The sequence below is a fragment of the Rhizobium sp. 01N424 genome (genome assembly GCF_056399485.1).
In genome coordinates, this window is the sequence record NZ_JBFTRK010000008.1 from 266,583 (window position 1) to 286,880 (window position 20,298).

The following is a 20,298-nucleotide window of genomic DNA, read 5'->3' on the forward strand; positions in this document are numbered from 1 at the left end:
AACGGCGGCGAGGCGGGGCAATTCCGGATGCCGTCGGAAAGAGTGCCCTGGAAGCGGGCGGGAGCGCTGCTTTAAGACAGCGGATCACAACGTCAGCGCTGCTGACATTGTTCCCCCAAGCTGACTGCGGCATTTTGGCAGGCCTCGGAAGGTTTTAGCGGCCGGCTGGCCGGGATGCGACGAGCGCCGGACGGCTCGGCTTTGCGGGCGTGGAATCGATTGCCTGAACCGGCGCCGGGCGGCCGAGATGATAGCCCTGCGCATAGTCGATCCTGAGCTGGCGCAACAGCGACAGCTGATCCGCCGTCTCCACGCCTTCAACGAGGATCTTCGGTCCACGGTTGCGGATCAGCCCGACGATGTCTTCGAGCATCGCCTTGCCGCGCGGCGTGGCACTACCATGCAGGAATGAGCGGTCGATCTTGACGGTGTCGAAATCGATCAGGCGCAGCCAGGAGAGGCCTGCAAAACCGGTGCCGAAATCGTCCAGCCAGATCTTGATGCCCAGCGTCTTGAGGTCGCTGATGCACTTCAGAACGTCTGCATGCATTTCCATTTCCTGGCCTTCGGTGATTTCGAAGGCAAGGCGGTTACCGGCAACGCCGGTCTCATAGAGTACGGCGGCAACGCTGGCAGCAAAGCCCGGCATGCGCAGCTGGATCGGCGAAACATTGACGCTGGCGATCTGTGCCAGGTTCGGAGCCAGAACCTCGCGGCAAGCCGTCTGGATGACCCAGCGGCCAAGCTCGAGGATCATGCCGGTACGCTCGGCAATCGGTATGAACAGGCTCGGCGGGATCGAGCTGCCATCTAGCGTCTTCAAACGCATCAGCGCTTCGACCGCATCGCGGCGGCCGGTGCGGATATCCTCGATCGGCTGATAGACCAGCGACAACAGATCCTGCGCCACGGCAATCCTGAGCAGAGCTGCGATATTCTCGCTCTCATCACTGCTGAACGGATCGTTCGGATCGAACAGGCGGGCGCAGTTGCGACCGGCCGCCTTGGCGCTGTAGAGCGCCCGGTCGGCCTCGTGGATGATCTTTTCCAGCTTGCCGCTCTGGTCACGCGTATAGGCCGCGCCGACGCTGACGGTGACGATCGAGGTGCCGTCGCGGCGCTCCTCGTGGATCAGGCCCATCTGCTCGACCGTATCGCGAATGCATTCGGCCAGATCGGTCACGCGCGCGACCTCGTCGAACTGCGCCAGCACGATGAATTCCTCGCCGCCGTAACGGCCGATCGACGCGCCATAGGGCTCGATCGCGTCCTTGATGGTGCGCGCAACATGAATGAGGCAGCGGTCGCCTTCCTGGTGACCGTAGCCGTCATTGAACTTCTTGAAGAAATCGACATCGACGAGGATGGCGGTGAAGCCGACGCCCTTGCGCTGCCATTCCTTCCAATAGTCGCGCAGCCGCTGGTCCACTGCCCGGCGGTTTTCGAGACCGGTCAGGTAATCGGTGTTCGACATGCGAAGCAGCGCCTCGCCGCGATCCGTCGCTTCCTTCTGCTGCATCCTGGCTTCAAGCGCATTGAGGAAGACATGATAGCGCTCGTGGTTCAGCTTCCAGTTCACATAGGAAGTGAAGACGAAGCACGACACGTAGAACATGCCGAAGGCCATGGCGTAGACGCTCGTTGGCCAGAAGAACACCAGCGAGATCAGGAAGGTCACTAGCACCGCGCTGGAGGCCAGAACCGAAAGGCCGAACCGGAAATTGAAGAACTGGTTGGCGCCCATCATGAAGATGGCACCGAAGATCATGTAATAGGAAAGGCTGTCGGCATGGACGGTGCGGACGGCCGGAAAGCACCAGATCGCGAAGCCCAGCACCAGCGCCAGCGCACTGGTGCGGTCGAGCCACTGGATGCTTTTCTTCAGATAGACTTCCGCTTCCAGGAACAGCAGCGCGAAGCTGCCGACGCTGACGCGGGCCAGAATCGTGAAAGCCGCAACATCGGGGATCAGCAGCAGGTCGGTGGCGGAAAACAGGATATAGACGATAACAGCGATCCACAGCCCCTGCCGTGTCGCCATCTTTCGTTCAGCTTCCCCCTCGATGCGATAGAGATCCCGCAGTTCGCCCGGCGTCGGCCGCAGCAACTTCGGTTCAAGATCGATCTCTGCCGCATAGGCAATTTCGTGCTTCATGCACTGTTCCACCGCTCCGTACTACGCTTCGCCAGAGCTCTCCGCTGATACTCTGGGCGGAATTGACTGACGCATTCGTGCGGTTCGCTTAGCCCCTTCTGATGAGGAAGCACGGCAACACCGGCAATCTAATACCACCAAAATACAGGGGCTCGATTAAAGCTTGCTAAATGAGCGGCAGACCGGCGCCGTTAATCATGTTTATGGATTTCAATGGTTAATGAAAAGTTTCTCGCTAATATACAATTCAAGGTAACGCCCAAAACGGTACAGGTGTGACCCGGTAAAATAACCCCAATTGATTAGAGGACGTATCGCGTGACCCAGCCCAAGATGGATTTCGACGGCCATAGCCTTATTACGCCCAAAGCCATAGCGACCGAGCTCGAAGCGCCGAAGAGCGACCGATTCGAAGAGCATCTGGCCATCAGCAAGGGTGAAGTCGCCCTGCTGCTCGAACTGGCCCGCCAGCAGTTTGCCAAATCCGAAGACCCGACCAAGATTATCGATCGCGTCACGATTTCGCTGCATGAGATGCGCGCCCGCATTCATCCGCGCGTCTGGCAGGAACTGGTGCCGCTGATCCAGAATCACGCCGTCACCAGCTATTTCCTGGAGGATCCGCTGACCAAGTGGTCCTGGGACAAGCCGCGCGGCTATTCCGGCGATGCCACACTGCTCGACTTCATCTACCGTCATGAAAGCGTGATGGATAAGGTCGCGGCATCCTCAGAGCTCGGCAAGGCGCTGTTCGAATATACCAGCACCGCGCCCTCCTCCCAGGCCAACTGGGACCGCCGCGACATCCTCGCCCGGCAGGTCGATGAAGTCGCCGCCGAGCGCGGCCCGGGCACGGAAGTGCTCAGCGTCGCCGCCGGTCACCTGCGCGAAGCCGCCTATTCCGAAGCGATGAAGCAGAAGGCGCTGAAGCGCTGGGTCGCTCTCGATCAGGATCCGATCAGCATCGGCACCATCGCCCGCGATTTTCAGGGCACGGCGGTCGAGGCGATCGATGGCTCGGTGCGCGAACTGCTGATGCGCCGCTCCAATCCCGGCACCTTCGACCTCGTCTATGCCTCCGGCCTCTACGACTATCTGGTCGATCGCGTCGCCATCAAGCTGACGCAGCGTTGCCTGGAGATGGTCAAGCCGGGCGGCACCTTCCTGTTCGCCAACTATTCCTACCCGATCCTCGTCGACGGCTATATCGAGACCTTCATGAACTGGGCGCTGCTGCTTCGTTCGGAAGCCGACATGTGGAAGATCATCCACGAGGCGACCGCGGGCCAGGATTGCGAATCCAAGGTCTTCTTCGGCAAGAACCGCAACATCGTCTACGGCGTCATCAAGAAGCGCGGCTGAGACATTTTTAGAGCATGACAAAGCCGGCTGGGGCGACCCGGCCGGCTTTCCATTTGGCGCCATTATTCGCCGAATCCGAACGATTCATTCGTTTCCCTTTTGTACCCTTTGCCTCTTCACTTTCGCGCTGACTCTCTCCATATTCCGGCCATGGCAAAACCGACGAAGAAATCCCCCGCCCCGAATGCATTCGAGGAAGCTCCCCAGTCGTCTTTCACCGGGACGCCCTTCGCGCGCAGCGGGAAGGATCAGCGGGTCCCGCCGGATGATGCCGCCCCGCTCGAGGGTTCCGTCGCAGATTGGGTGAAGCAGCTGGAGGCCGATGCGGAGGCATCCTCCGTCGAGACGCAGCGCCAGATCGCTTCGAAAGCCGGCAAGCACCGCAAGAAGGTGGAGATCGCCGCGTCGAAATCGGCGCGCGGCACCTCGATGGGCGGCTCGACCGACCCGAAGACCCGCGCCGCCGCCGGCCTCAATCCCGTCGCCGGCATGGACACGACGCTGGAAGAGGCCGCCTCGCTGCAGGCTGGCACCGCGGTGACCGCCACCGTCGAGGCGCTGTCGGCGCTGATCGAGTCTGGCAATCCGCTGCACAAGAACGGCAAGATCTGGACGCCGCACCGCCCGGCAAGACCCGACAAGTCCGAGGGCGGCATCACCATCCGCATGGACTCCGAATATAGCCCCGCCGGCGACCAGCCGACGGCGATCCGCGATCTCGTCGAGGGACTGGAGAATGGCGACCGTTCCCAGGTGCTGCTCGGCGTCACCGGTTCGGGCAAGACCTTCACCATGGCCAAGGTGATCGAGGCGACGCAGCGCCCCGCCGTCATCCTGGCGCCGAACAAGACGCTGGCCGCCCAGCTCTATTCGGAATTCAAGAACTTCTTCCCGGATAACGCCGTCGAATATTTCGTCTCCTACTACGACTATTACCAGCCGGAGGCCTACGTTCCGCGTTCCGACACCTATATCGAAAAGGAATCGTCGATCAACGAGCAGATCGACCGCATGCGCCACTCGGCGACCCGCTCGCTGCTGGAGCGCGACGACTGCATCATCGTCGCCTCGGTCTCCTGCATCTACGGTATCGGCTCGGTCGAGACCTATACGGCGATGACCTTCCAGATGGCGGTCGGCGACCGCCTGGATCAACGCCAATTGCTGGCCGATCTCGTCGCCCAGCAATACAAGCGCCGCGACATGGATTTTGTCAGAGGCTCGTTTCGCGTCCGCGGCGACACGATCGAAATCTTCCCGGCCCACCTGGAAGACGCGGCCTGGCGCATAAGCATGTTCGGCGACGAGATCGACGCCATCACCGAGTTCGACCCGCTGACCGGCGCCAAGACCGGCGACCTCAAGTCGGTGAAGATCTACGCCAACTCGCACTATGTCACCCCGCGCCCGACGCTGAACGGCGCCATCAAGTCGATCAAGGAGGAGCTGAAGCTCCGCCTCGCCGAGCTCGAAAAGGCCGGCCGCCTGCTGGAGGCCCAGCGCCTGGAGCAGCGCACCCGCTACGATATCGAGATGCTGGAGGCCACCGGCTCCTGCCAGGGCATCGAGAACTATTCGCGCTATCTGACCGGCCGCGACCCCGGCGATCCGCCGCCGACGCTGTTCGAATATATCCCTGACAACGCTATCGTCTTCATCGACGAAAGCCACGTCACCGTGCCGCAGATCGGCGGCATGTACCGGGGCGACTTCCGCCGCAAGGCGACGCTGGCCGAATACGGCTTCCGCCTGCCCTCCTGCATGGACAACCGCCCGCTCCGCTTCGAGGAATGGGACGCGATGCGCCCCGACACGATCGCCGTCTCGGCGACCCCCGGCGGCTGGGAAATGGAACAGTCGGGCGGCGTCTTCGCCGAACAGGTCATCCGCCCGACCGGCCTGATCGATCCGCCGGTCGAAGTCCGCTCCGCCCGCTCCCAGGTCGACGACGTGCTCGGCGAAATCCGCGAGACCGCCGCCAAGGGCTACCGCACGCTCTGCACCGTGCTCACCAAGCGCATGGCCGAGGACCTGACCGAATATCTGCATGAACAGGGCGTCCGCGTCCGCTACATGCACTCCGATATCGACACGCTCGAACGCATCGAGATCATCCGCGACCTGCGTCTCGGTGCTTTCGACGTACTGGTCGGCATCAACCTTTTGCGCGAAGGCCTCGACATTCCCGAATGCGGTTTCGTCGCCATCCTCGACGCCGACAAGGAAGGCTTCCTGCGCTCCGAGACATCGCTGGTGCAGACCATCGGCCGCGCCGCGCGTAACGTCGACGGCAAGGTCATCCTCTACGCCGACAACATCACCGGCTCGATGAAGCGGGCGATGGAGGAAACCACCCGCCGCCGCGAAAAGCAGATGGCCTACAATGCCGAACACGGCATCACCCCGGAATCGGTCAAGGCGAAGATCTCCGACATCCTCGACAGCGTCTACGAGCGCGACCACGTCCGCGCCGACATTTCAGGCGTCAACGGCAAGGGCTTCGCCGATGGCGGCAACCTCGTCGGCAACAACCTGCAGGCCCATCTCAACGCGCTTGAAAAGAGCATGCGCGACGCCGCCGCCGACCTCGACTTCGAAAAGGCCGCCCGCCTGCGCGACGAAATCAAACGCCTCAAGGCCGCCGAACTCGCCGTCATGGACGACCCGATGGCCCGCGAGGAAGCCAAGTCGATGGAAGCCGGCAGGAAGGATGCTGCGAGGCTGCGGTCTACTGCGCCAAAGCTGGAAAGCGGAGCGAGCGATCGCGCCCAGCCAATCTCCCCACCCGTGGCGGGGTCTGAAGGACGGGACGAGACCCGTGGCTCGTCCCAGCAGGCCGGCAGGCCAGAGGGGGGCGATCTTGCTCCAACCTCCCTCTTCCGCCGCAACGACCTCGACGAAATGACCGTCGGCCGCACCGAAAAACCGGTCAGCGGCAAGCTGCCGGAAAAACCCGACGCAGCAAAGAGCACCAAGCGCTTCTCGCCCCTGCTTGAGGAGCAGCCGGAGCGCACCCCTCATGGTGAGGAGGCCCAACGGGCCGTCTCGAACCATGACGTCCGTCCGCTGGTTCGCGGCAAGACGGGCGTCGGCAGCTATGAGGATCCGGGCGAGCAGAAGCGCAAGAGCCGGACGAAGGGCAAGACCGGGCGGCCGGGGCGGTGATACAAGGGCTGGCCGGAGAAGTCGCTTCGTCCGCCCGATCAACACTCGGAAAAATAGGCGCCAATTGTTGATAATTGTATTTATGGTTGATTTCAATGTGACTTGAGCGAAAGATATTCGTAATTTGAGATTCGCTCATAGGATGCATCGTGAAGATATTTTGCGCCTACACATCCTCCGCTCCGACCGTGGGTGATATATTTGCCGCGGTGGCGTCCAAATTTCGGAACTCGCCCCGTGAACTACATATATGGCCCGAGAATGATGTCGTGGGCCGGCCCCTAATAGAACCTATCCTTGAGCATATAGACAATTCGGATTTTGTCGTTGCTGATCTGACTAAGATTAATTTTAACGTTGTATTTGAAGCAGGATATGCAATCGGCAGGAATAAACGTGTATTTTTTACAATGAATTCCGGCATATTAAATGATGCAAGAATACTATCCACCATAGGCATATTCGACACTTTTGGCTATTTCAACTATGAGAACTCGGAGGATCTTTCCCGCAAGATTGCAGAGTCGAACGGCGACAAACCTCTTGTCACCAGTTATCCAAAAGATATCAAAAATCCGGTATATGTTGTCGAACTACCAAGAAAAAATGATGCGCAAACTCGCATAATATCAAGGATAAAGCGCGCACGGCTGCGCTACCGAAGCTTCAACGCCCAAGAGCACATCAGGCTTTCGGGAACTGCTGCCATTCAACATGTCGCATCATCATCCGGCGTCGTCGTGCCAATTGCCGCGCAACATGTCGCTGGCGCGGATATTCATAACATTCGCGCAGCTTTCGTGGCCGGACTAGCAAGAGGGTTGAATCGGCCAGTTCTTCTACTTCAAGATTTCGACGGACCAGCACCGTTAGACGTTCGTGACGAAGTCAAAACCTTCAGCGATCTCGACGATATTAACGGCTATATCGCTGACTTTTCCTCCGAAGTAATTGAAGAAATGCAATCCTTTTCTCCTTCAACATCTGAGAAAAAGCTTGCACTTACCGATCTCAATCTAGGCGACCCAATGGCCGAGAATGAGATGACGACCCTCGGCCAGTATTATCTAACAACCGAAGAGTACATGCGCGTCTCTCGTGGCGAGGCGAACATGGTGGTCGGCCGCAAAGGAATGGGTAAGACGGCCCTTTTTATCCAGCTAAGAGATAGGACGAGAAAAGACAGACAGAATATCGTGGTCGATCTTAAGCCTGAAGGATATCAGCTCAAAAAACTGCGAGAGGATTTACTGGACCTATTAAGTGAGGGCTCGGTAGAACATCTAGTAGTAGCATTCTGGGAATATCTTTTATACGTTGAAATCGCGAACAAAATACTTGAAAAAGATGCGAAGAAGTCCGTCTACGACCACAAAATCGGTGAACTTTATAGAGAACTGGAAGCAGCGCAACGTAAAGTAAACATCGCCGAAGAGGGTGACTTTTCGGAAAGACTTCAGATATTAGTTGATGACATACTGCTAAAGATCGACGATTTTCGACTAAACAAGTCAAGCAGCAACAAATTAACAACCGCGAACATAACCGAAATAATTCATAGCTACTCGTTGCCAGAGCTTCGAGAAAAGGTTGCAAGATATCTAGCTCACAAAGACACTCTTTGGATACTATTTGATAATCTGGATAAAGGCTGGCCCGTCCAAGGGATTGACAAGACAGATGCGACGATATTGCGATCGCTAATTGAGGCAGGAAAAAAGATTAAGCGAGAACTTACTCGCAAGAGCATAGCAGCATACTCGGTGGTTTTCGTAAGAAATGACGTATATCAGATATTGATGCAGAATACCGCTGATTTTGGAAAGGAGATCCGTGTACAGCTTGACTGGTCGGACAGAGATCTTCTGCGAGAGATGGTTGCAAAGCGGCTTTCCCCTTATAACGGCAGCGATTTCGAGCAGATATGGGAAAAATTCTTCGTGAGGTTATACAAGGGAGAGTATAGTTTTGACTATTTGATAGATAGATGCCTCATGCGTCCGCGAAACATCATTAAAATGATGTTTCATGCCCGTGGATTTGCGATCAATATGCGGCACGAGAAGATACTTGATGACGATCTCAAGAAGGCACTTAATATCTATTCGAATGATGTTCTTGAGGAAGCCGACGAAGAGCTAACTGACATAGAACCCGCCGCACGCGGCCTAATCTATAAATTTATAGGCGAACCTGCCAAAATGGAACTTAGTAAGCTTACAGCTCTAATTGCCAGGTCGATGCCGCCGGATTCAGACGCCACGAAGGTCGTCCAATATCTTTTGTACTTTGGCTTTTTCGGGGTAATGACGACAACGACCGAACCACGATTCATCTATAATTTTAGCTACAATATGAATCTTCTAAACAATTGGATCGAGAAGAACGCTGAGAACGTGATTTATTATCTCAATCCAGCCCTCTGGCCGGCATTGGAGGTTCAGTCGGATTGATTGTAGACCCTCACTCCGCAGCCTCCCCCCTCCTCACCACCTGCGGCTCGCTCTCCCGCTCCGCCACCATCACCAACGCCTCCAGCTCATAGCTATACCCCTCGAGCATCTGGTAGGCATGCTCGATCGCCTCGATCTGCCCTTGCGCCTTCTGGATGGCGTCGGTGATCGATTGGCTGCGGGCGCGCAGCATGGAGCCGAGGACGTCGGTTTCGGGGCGGCGGCCGAGGCGGTCGATGTGCTGGCGGACGCGGTTGCGGTGGCGTTCCAGTTCCAGGATGTGAAAGCGGTTCTTGACGATGTCGTCGGAGAGTTTGCGGCGGATGGCAGCCACCGGGTCGAAGCTGCCCGGTTCGCGCTCGTCGAGGATGATGTCGTTGACCAGCTTTTCCAGCATCAGCACGCCCTCGAGATCCTTGGGGTCGGCGAGCTGCGGGTCGTAGCCGGTATCGTCATAGACGCGGCGGCGCACCGGGTCCTTCAGCAGATCGTAGGCGGCCTGCAGCTTGCCGAAATGCTCGGCATCGCCGCCGGAATCGGGATGCGCGGTCTTGGCGGCCTTGCGCCAGGCGCTGCGGATCGCAGGCTCTCCGGCATCGCGGTCAATTCCGAGCATAACATAGGGATCAATCAAACCGCCCACCTGTCCTTCCGCATTCCCATTCCTGTCTCTGGCCACCCGTCAAAGCAGCCCGGTGCCGGCCGCCGTGAGGCCGCATTTGCGCCGAAAGCGGCACGCGCGACAGCGCCTGCCTCTGACCTACGCCCTCACCCTGATTGCATCAAGTCCCGGCATCCGGCGCCCACATTATTCCGCCGGTCGGGACGAAATTGTGAACGGCAGGCGATTTTCACAGCCAGAACGCCGCCCGGCATCCGGATTTTGCCGCTCGCCATGCCGGGATTTGTTCTGTATAGGACCTCGTCCCCGGCGGTTGCGCATCGCGCGCCGTATTCCCATCTGTGATGGGCCATTTGATGGCGGGACCACAGCGAAACAGGATCAGGACGGCATGACGGCGCAGGGCGGCGGCACATCGGTGACGGAAGGCAAGGCTCATTATGCGAATGGGCCGGTGTTCTCCGTCGCTCCGATGATCGACTGGACGGATGCAAGAGAAAATACCTTATAAACAATACCCTTATATGTTTAGTAGCAATTTCGTAGCGCTACATTTCAATTCGATCGGGCCGCAGCTGCCGTAGCTCAGTGGTAGAGCACACCCTTGGTAAGGGTGAGATCGGGGGTTCAATCCCACTCAGCAGAACCATATGGCAGCCGACACCTTGGGCGAGCGTTACGAAATGGCGAGACGGCTCGGCGTGCGCCGATGGTCTTAGAACACGCCCGGCGCACCTCATTACGATATCAGCAAGCGAACCGTTCGCTGGCGATCAGCTTTTGCGCAGTCGACAGTTTTGCGCGAAAAGAAGGGTCATGGGAATAAGTGAGGCAGACCAATAGGCAGCAACTACAGATTTATTTTGTTGGAAGCACTTAGTAACATTGACGCACAGTCGCTCTTATTTAATAGATGGTTTTATCTCACACTTGTGGAGAACCTACTAGATGAAGCCCACCTACGTGCTTGCCACGCTCGGCATTCTTTGTTTTGTCGGAAATGCAGAAGCGGCAATGACTTTCGATCAATGCGCTGCGCTCAACAAGGGTGAGACCGCAAGTTACATTCAAACCTATGTTGCTGCTGACAAACGCCAGTACAAGACGTTTCTCGATATTGGGGAGCAAGTGGTGGTGGAGCGATCCGAGAATGCAAATGCCCGCTTCGTAAGCGAGAAGCCCTACGGCTTGATCATGCCTAACTCGTCTGGAAAAAGCAAAACCGAAAGAGCGACCGGCCAGGTTGAGAGCATGGACGTTGAGGCTGACTTTGGGACTGACTTAGCGACTATTCTCGCCACTCCAGGCTCGACTGTATACGAGCGCAACGTGCGTGCACGGCAAAACGATGGAAAGTGGAACAGTGCGCCGGTCGGGAAAGTTCAAATAACCATCTCAGACAATCCTCCAGTCGTCATTGGTGGGTGCAGCGTCAACACAAAAGTTATAGAGGTGGCGCTCGCACGAAATGACGGAAGTTTCGGAGAAGCTTCAACTCGGTTGATTTACGCCCCAAGCGCAAAACTTACGATCAAATGGCTTGAAGTACGTAGCAATCTTCTAATGCGCGAACTCATAAACATCGAGCCGAAGCCCTAGTCGTCTTAATGTGGCAGCCCTAAGGCTGCCGCTGATTAATTCACCGCCAACTTGTAGATCATCGCGTCGGCCTTATCCTCAAAGCTTCCGAGAACCACGCTTAGATAGTCTGGCGCATGGAACGCGTCTGCATTAGCAGAACCACTCAACGCAGGATCTGGCTTGGCCAAGCGCGAGATCGTCAACTTGCTCGCGTGGCATCCGTCATTGGGCATGCGGTCGAACGATCAAAGAAATCCATTGCGAGAAGATTGTCGCGGGCTCGTTGCGTATCCGCTAGTGGAACCTCCGCGATCACCGGCTGCGCTACTATTCGAATATGAACCGTTAAGCTCAGATGTGGCTCTGCACTCCTCAGTTCAAGACTGAAAGGCAAGTGGGCCACTGAACTGCTTCACCGAGACTTTAACGCCCCCCTTATGACCAAGTGTTTGAATTCGCTCCTTTGGGTTACCCAGGCAGCATCAGTTCAACTCGACGCGACAAAAGCCGAGCCGATGTTAAAGGGGATGCGTCTGCGGAATAGTCGCGGCCCAGGTGAAAAGAGCGCCGGCCAGAAATGCAGCACCTGATGTATAAGCAGCGATCTCAGCAGCGAATGCGAGGCGCTTATCTTTCTCTGATCCGGCTTGAAGCGCTGCGACCCGCGCGTTGTCGTCATCAGCGGTCAAAAATGTCATGAAGGCTCCCGAGATGCCGAGAGTCTGTTTTCTGGCGGCGATACCCGAAAGAACAGCGATTAGTGCGCCAAGAACAAAACAAATGGGCGCAAATAAATGCCGTAGCTCCGGCGCAATCGTGGCGATTTGGCAAAACACAATCAACGCACCGGCGTTTAAGGTAAGTAGGGAGGCAAGTTTCCATTTGGAATGTTCAGTGTAAGCCGCGAGCTGAGCAGTGAACGCTTGCTCAGCGACTTTCTGATATCTGGCCAGCAGTTCTTGCCCCATCCGCACCCTCCATGATTTAAGCGCCATTTGAGGATGAACCAGCACCCAAGTCAACTTCAGGAGCAACTTCAGGAACAAGAGGAAGGATAAGGGGAGCGCCCCATACCGGAACAGCTTAGGAAGGGGCAGCTATTATAAAACCCGACGATCTCGCGTTTACATCGAAGCCCGCCCTCCTGACCCCGCGTCGAAGTCAGGCCTCACTCTTTTCCACCGCTGGTAGTTGAGTATTGTTCGCTAGTTCACTACCGTCGAGCCAACGAATTTGGGAGATCTAAGCATGGCGATCGCTAGTCACATAAAGTGGCTCAAGGAAGGCGCAGACAAGTGGAATGAGCGACGAGAGAAACGTCACTTTATTCCTAGCCTACGCAAAGCGAACTTAGCAGGCATGAACCTCTATGGGGTCAACTTACGGGGCGCGCAGCTGGGCGGCGCAAACCTCAAAGGCGCCAACCTTCGCCTCGCAAACCTCATTGGAGCGGATTTAACTGGCGCCGATCTGTCGGACGCTGAACTTGCGATTTCGCGATGCAACGCAGCAATTTTCAAGCGCGCCATCCTGAAGAACGTCAACGCGGTAGACGGGTCCTTTTCTCAAGCGGATTTCGCTTCGGCTGATCTGAGTGACGCGGATTTTCGCCATGCATACGTGACTGGATGCAATTTCTCCCAAGCTCGTCTGAAAGGGTTGGACTTTCGGTCCGACGAGGAGGGACGCCCCACGAGCATTGATCTTTCAACGGTTAAAGGCCTCACCCAGCGACAACTTGCAGATATTATAGGAGACACTGGCATCGAGCTTCCCGAAGGTCTGTATTTTCCAATAAGTTGGTCAACTTGGGGGGAAGCCGTTTCGGAAGCCGAAGTCCAGGTCGAAAACCTCTTCTCAGCAACTGCGCCAAAGCGGACGCTATTCATATCCTATGCGAAAGACGATCGCGATAGAGCGCGGAGAATTCGGTCGGTTCTTGAAGGTGCCGATATCGAAGTGTGGTGGGATGGGGATATCCCTCCTGGTAACCCGTGGCGAGAAACCATCCAGCGCGAACTAGATCACGCGTCAGCCATTCTCACTATCTGGACAGAAAACAGTGTCCTGTCGAAAGCTGTTGCCGAGGAGGCGGCCGTGGCTCAACGCGCAGGAAAGTTCATCCATGCGCGTCTTGATAGCACTCCGGTACCTTACGGATTTTCAGAGATCCAGTATGCCGACCTCCGAAATTGGGACGGGTCGCCAGGGCACCCGGAGATGCGGCGGCTGATCCAGGCTATCGTAGATAAACTCAATCCGCCATCGCCCCAAGAGATACGTGATAGGCTCATATCCGCGACGCCTTTAGCGGCGCTAGTGGAAGACGGGCACATCACGGCGAGGGATAGCCCTCCGGATGCTAGGCCACCGATTAGTGATCACATTAATCTCGAACAAAGGCTGGTTGCCCAAGAAGTTTTGGCAAAAAAAGCGCTCACAGCTCTTCAGACTCTCGACAACAATCTGGGTGAAGCGATTCGCCTCGATCTCTCTCATTTTGTGACGCAGATCGAGCGGCGGCCTGCGTCGTGGTACATTTTGTCAGACAGCGTAGCTGATATCCAGATACACCTCGAATTAGACGACGTTCCATGGCCGGGAAGTACAAGGAACAGTATCGAAAATCTCTGCAGGAACCACGAAGCGCTTAGGCCGTTTCTACAGCCAACCCAGCCTCTGCCATTCGCGCCAAACGCGCCACTTCAGCCGCCGGAGCTGGATGCGAGCAGCGAAAACCACCGGGATTTGCTAACTCTCGCAGAATCGGCGGTGCATGCCTTCCAAAGCGCAGAGGCTGAAACTGTATTAGCGGAGCCCGCGAAGCGAGCGGGTGAGTACCTTGCCGCCGAGGTGGCGGAAGCAAGTGCCACTCAACATTCGTACGGCGAAGAGATGGCGCAGCGACGCACAAAGAAGATAAAAAAAGCAATTCTTGCGCTCGCGGGGTTCGTTGGATCTACTATCGTAGCGATTGGGAGCGGCGTGAGCGGAAACCTTCTCACATCTCCCGATGCAGCAAAGGTCTTTCTTGGGAGGTTGCAACAGCTCTTTGATAACTTAGCAGCCCTTTTTTTATAGACCCCTACCGGACGGGGTCGTGCCCCATGCCGGAGCCGGGCAATCAAGCGCGATCAGGCGCTTGCGGTAAAGTGAGACACGAAGGCCGTCCACGAAAACACTTTGCTTTTCGCCACGCCTGTCTCACATTTCGGCCCCATGAGCGAGACCATACAACGCTACCAACCCCTTTACCGCTGGCGCCGAACCCAGATCGACGAGAACGATCCGCCGGACGACAACGACTGGTCCGGATATGACGGCGAATATTGTATCGGCCGCATCCAGAAGCAGTTGCACGGGCCGATGAAGGGAAAATGGATGTGGGACCTGCTCGCCACCCACGTTCGGCAAAGGATCATGCCGCAATCGGGCTTCATCGACGAAGGCCGGGAGGCTATGCGTCGGGTGGAAGAGCGGTATCATGATTTGATGCGAGCGAATGATCAGAGGGGAAGCAAAGATGGGTGATCTCGATCGACCCCAACAGCAGACCTCCGGTCACCACGAGCATTATTGCTCGCATGCCGGCTGCTCGAAATGGGGCGGTTATGGTTTCTCTTCGTCGGCAGYGGTCGAGACTCGCTGGTGGTGCTGGGAGCATTATCCGCACAAGGAACCAATTGGTCAGAAGCCGCGTTGACGGCACACTGGTACTTTCCCTACCAGCTAGTCCACTCTCGCAACTTTGCCCCGCCCAGCGCGGGGCTTTCTTTTGGCGGGGAATTTAAACCGCGAGCAGATACAGGCCTGCGTAGAGCGCCAGGGCGAGCAAGAGCACTGCTTTGGGGTTGAGCAACATCGTTGACATCCCGTTCGGACGGCGGATGAGGCAGTATGCCACCAGCAGTCTCAAGTGTCACGCCACACCCGATGCAGTATGTCCGGATGCGTACGAAGCGCCCCGTCATGCTGATGTCGTGGGACTCTCATCATTCTATGTGATTAGCTCCCGCTGCTGATGCGTCTTGGCGGACACCCTGGCGCATGAAGGGCTCGCCAGTGTATTGAGTGGCGAGCCCTTTTTTTATGGCCGGATCAAAAACGGTACCGGCGGCGACGTGACGTTGATCGGCCAGCCAATGCGGTGGAACACGTTGCAGTGATAGTCGAGGCTCACCTCGTACCAAGCAGGACCGAGCGCGGCCGCCAGGGGGATCGTTATCGATCGCTGATACGTCTCCCTGCCGGCAAGCAGTTTGACGCCGACCGTGTAAGAAGGGATCGCGTGCCGGGTGCCTTCTGAATCAACCAGCCAGCGTCTTGTCACTGCCGAGCAGATGCGTGTCCTGAAGACTTGGAATTCGACATCGAGCGTTCCGCCGCGGCCGACTTCTGGCTGTAATGCCCTTGCGCCCTCGTAGGTGATCGGAGGCGCCCGGTCGAGAACCATCGACGCCAGTGAATAGCTGCCGAAGAAAGCAAGTGCCAGCGCTAGACCGGCGCCGATCTTGACCGATGTCTTCATCCTCTGGGTGCTCCTGCGGTAAAGAAAACCTTCACTGCCGCCGCGGCCCCAGCTCCGGCGACGATGAACCCGAAGAACCACATACCGAAGCGCCCGAAGCGCTTCATGGTGCGGAGGTTCTCCAGGCTGTCAGTAATCACCTCAAGATCAGACTTGGTGAAGCGCTTGATGAGATAGTCGAGCTTCTCGCGTTCCTCCTGGTCGAGGTTCGCAATCTGCTCAAGGTTGGCTATCTCGCTGTCTCGCACGCCGGCGAGAAAGAGCCTCATCTTGTCGCTGAGGTCCGGTAGACGCTGCGGGAGTGGTGGGTTCTGTTCCATAGCTGCATGTCCTGTCATCCTGCCTTGCGCCCTGCCCTTAATGCCATGCCATGTTGATGCTTAGCGGTTGCCCGCGTATCGAGATTTCACGTCGTTATAGAATGTGCCGCAGCGCGATCTGCCCCTGCACGGCAGCAGGAACGCTTGAGCTGAAACAGCTCTGATATATGTTCCCCGCATGACCCAAACTCAGCCCTCCGAACTAATCAAAACCGCTTCCGAATTCGTCGAGCTCATGCGCGAGGATTTCGAGCGGGCCTTCGAGTTGATAGACTTCATCCGTTATGCACGCTTCAAGCTCGGCTACGATGTCGACGAAGGGGAAGTAGAACGCGTCGCCTTCGACTACTTCGGCAAGCACTACGACCTTGTTCGTTGGGACATCTGCGCTGCTTGGTCATTCATCCCGGAGCTTGAGGCGCCAGAACCACCCGAACTTCGCTGATCAAGCAGCGTAGATCAGGGACGGCGGCCCGCTAAAACAGCCAATCTGACTGAGCGGGAACGAATCACTTCTGCATGTGTTGAGTCGCGGATCAGTAATGCGTGAGGTTCCGAGATGGTCGATCCCGTCCGAGTGAGAAAGATATCCGTCGCTGTCGATGGCGCTAACAAATATCAATCCGTATCCTCGGTCGACGGCCTCGCCGGCCTTCTTCTTTCCGACAAATGGCCCGACGCCAAAAAGGATCGAAGCTGGCGCCGAGCCCTTGCACAATGTCTGACAGTCATGGAAAGCCAAACCGGCGGCACCACTGCACGGAAGGCGTTTGTTGCCGCAGCTCGTGAAGCGGGTTTCCGCGTTCTGCCAGACGACGAGCTCAAGTTGCGATCGGCGAAGCGGACACAACGGTTTGCCCATCCGCCGTCGAGCGCGTTGCCGCCGCGTCATTGACGAAGGCGCTATATCGTAGTGCCGAACGATAATGGGGCGGTGGGTGACCGCAGGTAGCCGCCCAGTACCGCTGGTTCGATGATTGGCGTTAGCCATGGTAGGAAGAGACTACTGATGCGAACGTCTGCCTAAATCAGGGTGCTCGCCGCGAACGAAAAGAAATCATTACACTCCGGCTCGAAGCTCGGGCCACTCATGTCCAAACAGAAAACTCCGGGGCCCAACGATGGGCAAAGGCAATAGCGCCATGACGCCCCGCTGTCTGCGACAGCGACCGCGTCGGCCGGAAACGGGTTCACGGGCGGCTGCGGGCGTCCAGTTAGCGTCCTATAACTCAAGGATTGATAAGCTTGGAAGGAGGTGTGAATTTCGGCGCTTGATGCAGGCTCTGGATCACTCGCGTTGTCGCGCCGATACCAATCTTTCGAACGAACTCAAGATATTGATTTGAGATTCCAGGATGCTGCGCGGCGATTATTGCTACTTGTTCATCCGATAACGGCTCTAAAGATGACAATTCCCCGCCTTCGTCGTAAGCGATGAGGTGCGCAATGTTTTCCAATATCTCGTGCTTTCCCTGCAATAGTGACGAGACGCCACCTACTTCATTTCCGACGCTTCCTGCACCAGCTTGTCAGCAAGCCCGGCGCCGCCGAAAGCGCCCTCGCTAAACTCAAAACCGATACCGCGCGTGCAGCGGATCAGCCCTGCCATCAGAAGAAAACCGGCCTTCCATTCCGCGACTGACGATCGAAACGTCAAGCTCATGACAAAGTCGCCATACTCGAAATCTGGAGCCTTCATTCCCAGTTTTCGGAGCTCGGTGTTCAAATCTAGGGGGACGAAGTCATTCATGTCCTTGGGGAGGACTGTCTGTCCATTTTCCACTTTTACAGCGTATGCGAAGGACTCTTTGGTACTCAGCTGGATGATTGAAGTTTCCACCTGGACGGGCGCGTCCTGGTAGAGCAAATTAACAACATCGCCAGAGACCCCCAGTTTCTTGTCTGACTCTGATGGCGGATTTGCCACAACGCGCACGGGATAGTCCAAGCCGGTGAGGCAGAGGTTGACTTCGGCAATTGTCGGCCAATCCGCTTGATGAATTGCCACGTGATAGTCAGCGCCCAATTGAATTTCCACTAAAGATTGATTCTTGTGAGCAACTATACGGCGGTTTTAGTAACTCGCAATGACTGGAGAAGGTGCAGGCCACCAATCCTCGCCCCCACCGCCCTGTTTCTGGGGGAAGGTTAACCCCACCCCGATTCCTATAGTTGGTGTCATGGCGTTTTCCCTTCTGCGTCGATAGCATCAACGCACGCCTTGCGGCTGATTTCGGTGAGGTTTCTTGCCGTCCGATCGGCTGACCACATGTTCAGCACGTCATATTGCGGAAGGTCTTTGTCGGGCCTCTTGGTGAGCGGGTAGCTCTTGCGAGCAACCGGCGGCAGTGTCGTCTTTTGGTAGACGTTCCTCACTGTCGGCGTCGGTTCACTCGGGGAGCATCCGGACACGATCACGGGACAGGCCGATAGCATCAGCGCCAGGTAGAGCCGCATTGCGCTTCCTCAGTTCTTCGAGTTCTTGGGATGCCGCGTTGATACGGCTGTTGGCGTCTGCCTCGATCGCGAGCGCGGCTTTCGCCTGGTCGGCGACTTTCTGGTTTGCCTCGGCGTTCGCATTCGCGATCTCCGCCTTCCATTTGGCGTCAGCAGCGGCTGTGGCGCGATCGGCGGCGTCGGTGACCATCGAGCGCACTTCGCACACCATGAGCCAGCCTGATCCGATCACGAGCAACACCAGGACGAGGATGCCGATTGCGGTTCCCGCCGCTCGGGAAATGCCGAACATCAGGAAGGCAACCCGGTTAGGCATAGCGCACGCTCCGCGATCCGCCGTTTAGTGAGGCCGGGCAGACGAATGCCGGCAGCCTTGTCCCACTTCAGAAACTCGTCACAGGCGCCGCGAATATCGCCGCCGTTGAGCTTCCGCGCCAGGGTAGACTTGCAGAATGCGCCAGTGCCTATGTTGTAGGTTATCGAAAGTGAGGAGACATATGCCCCGGCAGGCACCTGATCTGGTTGCTTCAAGCAAGCACGCATGCCGGTCTCGAACTCCTTCAGTCGATCGCCGAGCATTTCCTTGCACTGGTCAACCGTATAGCGGTCGCCCATCTTCACACCGCGCGTCTCGCCAAAGCAGACAGTCGGGATTCCGATCGGATCGCGATAGGCGATGGTGCGCAGCCCCTCGAAGGTGCTGACACATGCAATCGCGGCAGCAGCTATCGCGCTACCCTTCTTCAGGCGGCTTGCCATTCATATCTCCTGAGACTTTTTGCTGGACGTAGATGCGGGCAATGATTGCCGCGACGGTGAGCAGGCCCGTAAAGGCCGACATGCCGAACTGGATCCAGATATTTCGGGAGACCCAGGTTGCGGCGACAAAGTTGTAGATCGGCTCAAGGATGATGAAGCAGAGCGCCAGGACCATAAGCCGGACGCTCCACGCGTGCTTCAGCACCGCGCGCCAGTTGGGCACGAGCATGGGTGTCTCCGATTGATGTGGATTTCAGTTAGATCGAGCCGCCGAACACAGAGGTTCGCACGGCCGCAAACAATTGCGCGCGGTCCATTGAAGGCTCAAGATTGTCGAGAGAGTTAGAAAGAATAGTCGGATGAGCGGGCCGTCGTACATCGAAGTTCGCAGTGTTGCAGTTCCGCACTCGACTCCTGTTCGGAGCAATGCTTCACGTTCTTATCCTTCTGCACGCCGAACCTGGAGTCGATTCTTGCCAAGTTTTAGAACTATACTTGTCTGCGCGGCGGCCATCGTCGCGATGTCCCTTGGTATTTGCCACTTCATCAACGAGACACAGCCACTCGGCATCGATAACAAAGTAGCCGGGTTTGATCACATTGCCGGACGCACGCTTGCGGAAATACCCGATGAGGAATTTTCCCGGGCGCGTGGTGAAGACGTATTAGACTACATCTCCCGCGTGACCATGACCGTCCATGAAGCAACCTATCACTGTCGACCGACCGACCACGATCTGTCTGCTGTTGGGACGGCGGTAACGACCGTCGGGAAGGTAGTCGGTCTCGATCCTCATCTTGACCTAGGACTTATGGATTTCCGTAAACTTCGGTGTGGGTATTGCAGCGAGCGGTCACTTGCCGCCACGCATGTGCTCAACGAAAATGGCGTCAAC

At 56.9% G+C, this 20,298-nt stretch carries 19 protein-coding genes; 9 read left to right on the forward strand and 10 right to left on the reverse strand.

Annotated features, from left to right (window positions below):
• Positions 1-154: 154 nt before the first annotated feature.
• A complete protein-coding gene (locus AC1DNK_RS20760) occupies positions 155-2,155 on the reverse strand; it encodes a putative bifunctional diguanylate cyclase/phosphodiesterase (protein ID WP_477943121.1) in 2,001 nt (666 codons plus the stop codon).
• Positions 2,156-2,473: 318 nt separating this feature from the next.
• On the opposite strand from AC1DNK_RS20760, the gene AC1DNK_RS20765 reads away from it, so the two are divergent.
• The 3 genes from AC1DNK_RS20765 to AC1DNK_RS20775 all read left to right on the forward strand — a co-directional run bounded on the left by AC1DNK_RS20765 (position 2,474) and on the right by AC1DNK_RS20775 (position 9,135).
• A complete protein-coding gene (locus AC1DNK_RS20765) occupies positions 2,474-3,517 on the forward strand; it encodes a class I SAM-dependent methyltransferase (RefSeq protein ID WP_477943122.1) in 1,044 nt (347 codons plus the stop codon).
• Positions 3,518-3,667: 150 nt separating this feature from the next.
• Positions 3,668-6,682 (forward strand): excinuclease ABC subunit UvrB, encoded by a 3,015-nt coding sequence (gene uvrB, locus AC1DNK_RS20770; protein ID WP_477943123.1) that lies wholly within the window; start codon positions 3,668-3,670, stop codon positions 6,680-6,682.
• Positions 6,683-6,831: 149 nt separating this feature from the next.
• Positions 6,832-9,135: a P-loop ATPase, Sll1717 family gene (locus tag AC1DNK_RS20775; protein ID WP_477943124.1), complete on the forward strand. Its 2,304-nt coding sequence runs from the start codon at positions 6,832-6,834 to the stop codon at positions 9,133-9,135.
• A 10-nt stretch (positions 9,136-9,145) separates the two neighbouring features.
• On the opposite strand, the gene AC1DNK_RS20780 is transcribed toward AC1DNK_RS20775, so the two are convergent.
• Positions 9,146-9,751: a J domain-containing protein gene (locus AC1DNK_RS20780; RefSeq protein ID WP_112516125.1), complete on the reverse strand. Its 606-nt coding sequence runs from the start codon at positions 9,749-9,751 to the stop codon at positions 9,146-9,148.
• Between the two features lie 954 nt (positions 9,752-10,705).
• Here AC1DNK_RS20780 and AC1DNK_RS20785 point away from each other — a divergent pair.
• On the forward strand, positions 10,706-11,356 hold the full coding sequence (locus tag AC1DNK_RS20785) for a hypothetical protein (protein ID WP_477943125.1): 651 nt from the start codon (positions 10,706-10,708) through the stop codon (positions 11,354-11,356).
• 500 nt (positions 11,357-11,856) lie between these two features.
• On the opposite strand, the gene AC1DNK_RS20790 is transcribed toward AC1DNK_RS20785, so the two are convergent.
• Positions 11,857-12,306 (reverse strand): hypothetical protein, encoded by a 450-nt coding sequence (locus AC1DNK_RS20790; RefSeq protein ID WP_477943126.1) that lies wholly within the window; start codon positions 12,304-12,306, stop codon positions 11,857-11,859.
• Between the two features lie 280 nt (positions 12,307-12,586).
• Here AC1DNK_RS20790 and AC1DNK_RS20795 point away from each other — a divergent pair, with 280 nt between their 5' ends.
• Both AC1DNK_RS20795 and AC1DNK_RS20800 read left to right on the forward strand, forming a co-directional pair.
• Positions 12,587-14,419 (forward strand): toll/interleukin-1 receptor domain-containing protein, encoded by a 1,833-nt coding sequence (locus AC1DNK_RS20795; protein ID WP_477943127.1) that lies wholly within the window; start codon positions 12,587-12,589, stop codon positions 14,417-14,419.
• Positions 14,420-14,521: 102 nt separating this feature from the next.
• Positions 14,522-14,869, forward strand: coding sequence for a hypothetical protein (locus tag AC1DNK_RS20800; protein ID WP_477943128.1), 348 nt, complete (start codon positions 14,522-14,524; stop codon positions 14,867-14,869).
• Positions 14,870-15,425: 556 nt separating this feature from the next.
• On the opposite strand, the gene AC1DNK_RS20805 is transcribed toward AC1DNK_RS20800, so the two are convergent.
• Positions 15,426-15,866: a hypothetical protein gene (locus tag AC1DNK_RS20805; RefSeq protein ID WP_477943129.1), complete on the reverse strand. Its 441-nt coding sequence runs from the start codon at positions 15,864-15,866 to the stop codon at positions 15,426-15,428.
• Complete coding sequence (locus AC1DNK_RS20810) at positions 15,863-16,186, reverse strand: hypothetical protein (RefSeq protein WP_477943130.1); 324 nt, start codon at positions 16,184-16,186, stop codon at positions 15,863-15,865. Before AC1DNK_RS20810 ends, AC1DNK_RS20805 begins: the two co-directional genes overlap by 4 nt.
• Before the next feature lie 178 nt (positions 16,187-16,364).
• Here AC1DNK_RS20810 and AC1DNK_RS20815 point away from each other — a divergent pair, with 178 nt between their 5' ends.
• The gene (locus AC1DNK_RS20815) at positions 16,365-16,631 is read left to right on the forward strand and encodes a hypothetical protein (protein WP_477943131.1); all 267 of its coding nucleotides are present in this window, start codon (positions 16,365-16,367) and stop codon (positions 16,629-16,631) included.
• A 114-nt stretch (positions 16,632-16,745) separates the two neighbouring features.
• Positions 16,746-17,081 (forward strand): DUF982 domain-containing protein, encoded by a 336-nt coding sequence (locus tag AC1DNK_RS20820; protein WP_477943132.1) that lies wholly within the window; start codon positions 16,746-16,748, stop codon positions 17,079-17,081.
• Positions 17,082-17,415: 334 nt separating this feature from the next.
• Here the strand turns inward: AC1DNK_RS20820 and AC1DNK_RS20825 are convergent, their stop codons facing one another.
• The 5 genes from AC1DNK_RS20825 to AC1DNK_RS20845 all read right to left on the reverse strand — a co-directional run bounded on the left by AC1DNK_RS20825 (position 17,416) and on the right by AC1DNK_RS20845 (position 19,631).
• Positions 17,416-17,643, reverse strand: coding sequence for a hypothetical protein (locus tag AC1DNK_RS20825; protein WP_477943133.1), 228 nt, complete (start codon positions 17,641-17,643; stop codon positions 17,416-17,418).
• A gap of 38 nt (positions 17,644-17,681) precedes the next feature.
• Positions 17,682-18,212 (reverse strand): hypothetical protein, encoded by a 531-nt coding sequence (locus AC1DNK_RS20830; RefSeq protein ID WP_477943134.1) that lies wholly within the window; start codon positions 18,210-18,212, stop codon positions 17,682-17,684.
• 363 nt (positions 18,213-18,575) lie between these two features.
• Positions 18,576-18,935 carry a hypothetical protein gene (locus AC1DNK_RS20835; RefSeq protein WP_477943135.1) on the reverse strand — a complete coding sequence of 120 codons (360 nt, stop codon included), beginning with the start codon at positions 18,933-18,935 and terminating at the stop codon, positions 18,576-18,578.
• Positions 18,935-19,402 (reverse strand): lysozyme, encoded by a 468-nt coding sequence (locus tag AC1DNK_RS20840; protein WP_477943136.1) that lies wholly within the window; start codon positions 19,400-19,402, stop codon positions 18,935-18,937. The genes AC1DNK_RS20835 and AC1DNK_RS20840 overlap by 1 nt, the downstream gene beginning before the upstream one ends.
• Complete coding sequence (locus AC1DNK_RS20845; RefSeq protein ID WP_112388073.1) at positions 19,377-19,631, reverse strand: DUF7940 domain-containing protein; 255 nt, start codon at positions 19,629-19,631, stop codon at positions 19,377-19,379. The genes AC1DNK_RS20840 and AC1DNK_RS20845 overlap by 26 nt, the downstream gene beginning before the upstream one ends.
• 244 nt (positions 19,632-19,875) lie before the next feature.
• Between AC1DNK_RS20845 and AC1DNK_RS20850 the strand changes: the two genes are divergently transcribed.
• Positions 19,876-20,298, forward strand: a 423-nt coding sequence (locus AC1DNK_RS20850) for a hypothetical protein (protein WP_477943137.1), incomplete at its 3' end; no start/stop codon positions are given.

Bases quoted from the DNA above. Each gene is read 5' to 3' on its own strand.
- AC1DNK_RS20760 (WP_477943121.1), bottom strand. From the start codon at position 2,155: ATGAAGCACGAAATTGCCTATGCGGCAGAGATCGATCTTGAACCGAAG.
- uvrB (WP_477943123.1), top strand. From the start codon at position 3,668: ATGGCAAAACCGACGAAGAAATCCCCCGCCCCGAATGCATTCGAGGAA.
- AC1DNK_RS20780 (WP_112516125.1), bottom strand. From the start codon at position 9,751: ATGCTCGGAATTGACCGCGATGCCGGAGAGCCTGCGATCCGCAGCGCC.
- AC1DNK_RS20785 (WP_477943125.1), top strand. From the start codon at position 10,706: ATGAAGCCCACCTACGTGCTTGCCACGCTCGGCATTCTTTGTTTTGTC.
- AC1DNK_RS20790 (WP_477943126.1), bottom strand. From the start codon at position 12,306: ATGGGGCAAGAACTGCTGGCCAGATATCAGAAAGTCGCTGAGCAAGCG.
- AC1DNK_RS20795 (WP_477943127.1), top strand. From the start codon at position 12,587: ATGGCGATCGCTAGTCACATAAAGTGGCTCAAGGAAGGCGCAGACAAG.
- AC1DNK_RS20805 (WP_477943129.1), bottom strand. From the start codon at position 15,866: ATGAAGACATCGGTCAAGATCGGCGCCGGTCTAGCGCTGGCACTTGCT.
- AC1DNK_RS20810 (WP_477943130.1), bottom strand. From the start codon at position 16,186: ATGGAACAGAACCCACCACTCCCGCAGCGTCTACCGGACCTCAGCGAC.
- AC1DNK_RS20815 (WP_477943131.1), top strand. From the start codon at position 16,365: ATGACCCAAACTCAGCCCTCCGAACTAATCAAAACCGCTTCCGAATTC.
- AC1DNK_RS20820 (WP_477943132.1), top strand. From the start codon at position 16,746: ATGGTCGATCCCGTCCGAGTGAGAAAGATATCCGTCGCTGTCGATGGC.
- AC1DNK_RS20835 (WP_477943135.1), bottom strand. From the start codon at position 18,935: ATGTTCGGCATTTCCCGAGCGGCGGGAACCGCAATCGGCATCCTCGTC.
- AC1DNK_RS20840 (WP_477943136.1), bottom strand. From the start codon at position 19,402: ATGGCAAGCCGCCTGAAGAAGGGTAGCGCGATAGCTGCTGCCGCGATT.
- AC1DNK_RS20845 (WP_112388073.1), bottom strand. From the start codon at position 19,631: ATGCTCGTGCCCAACTGGCGCGCGGTGCTGAAGCACGCGTGGAGCGTC.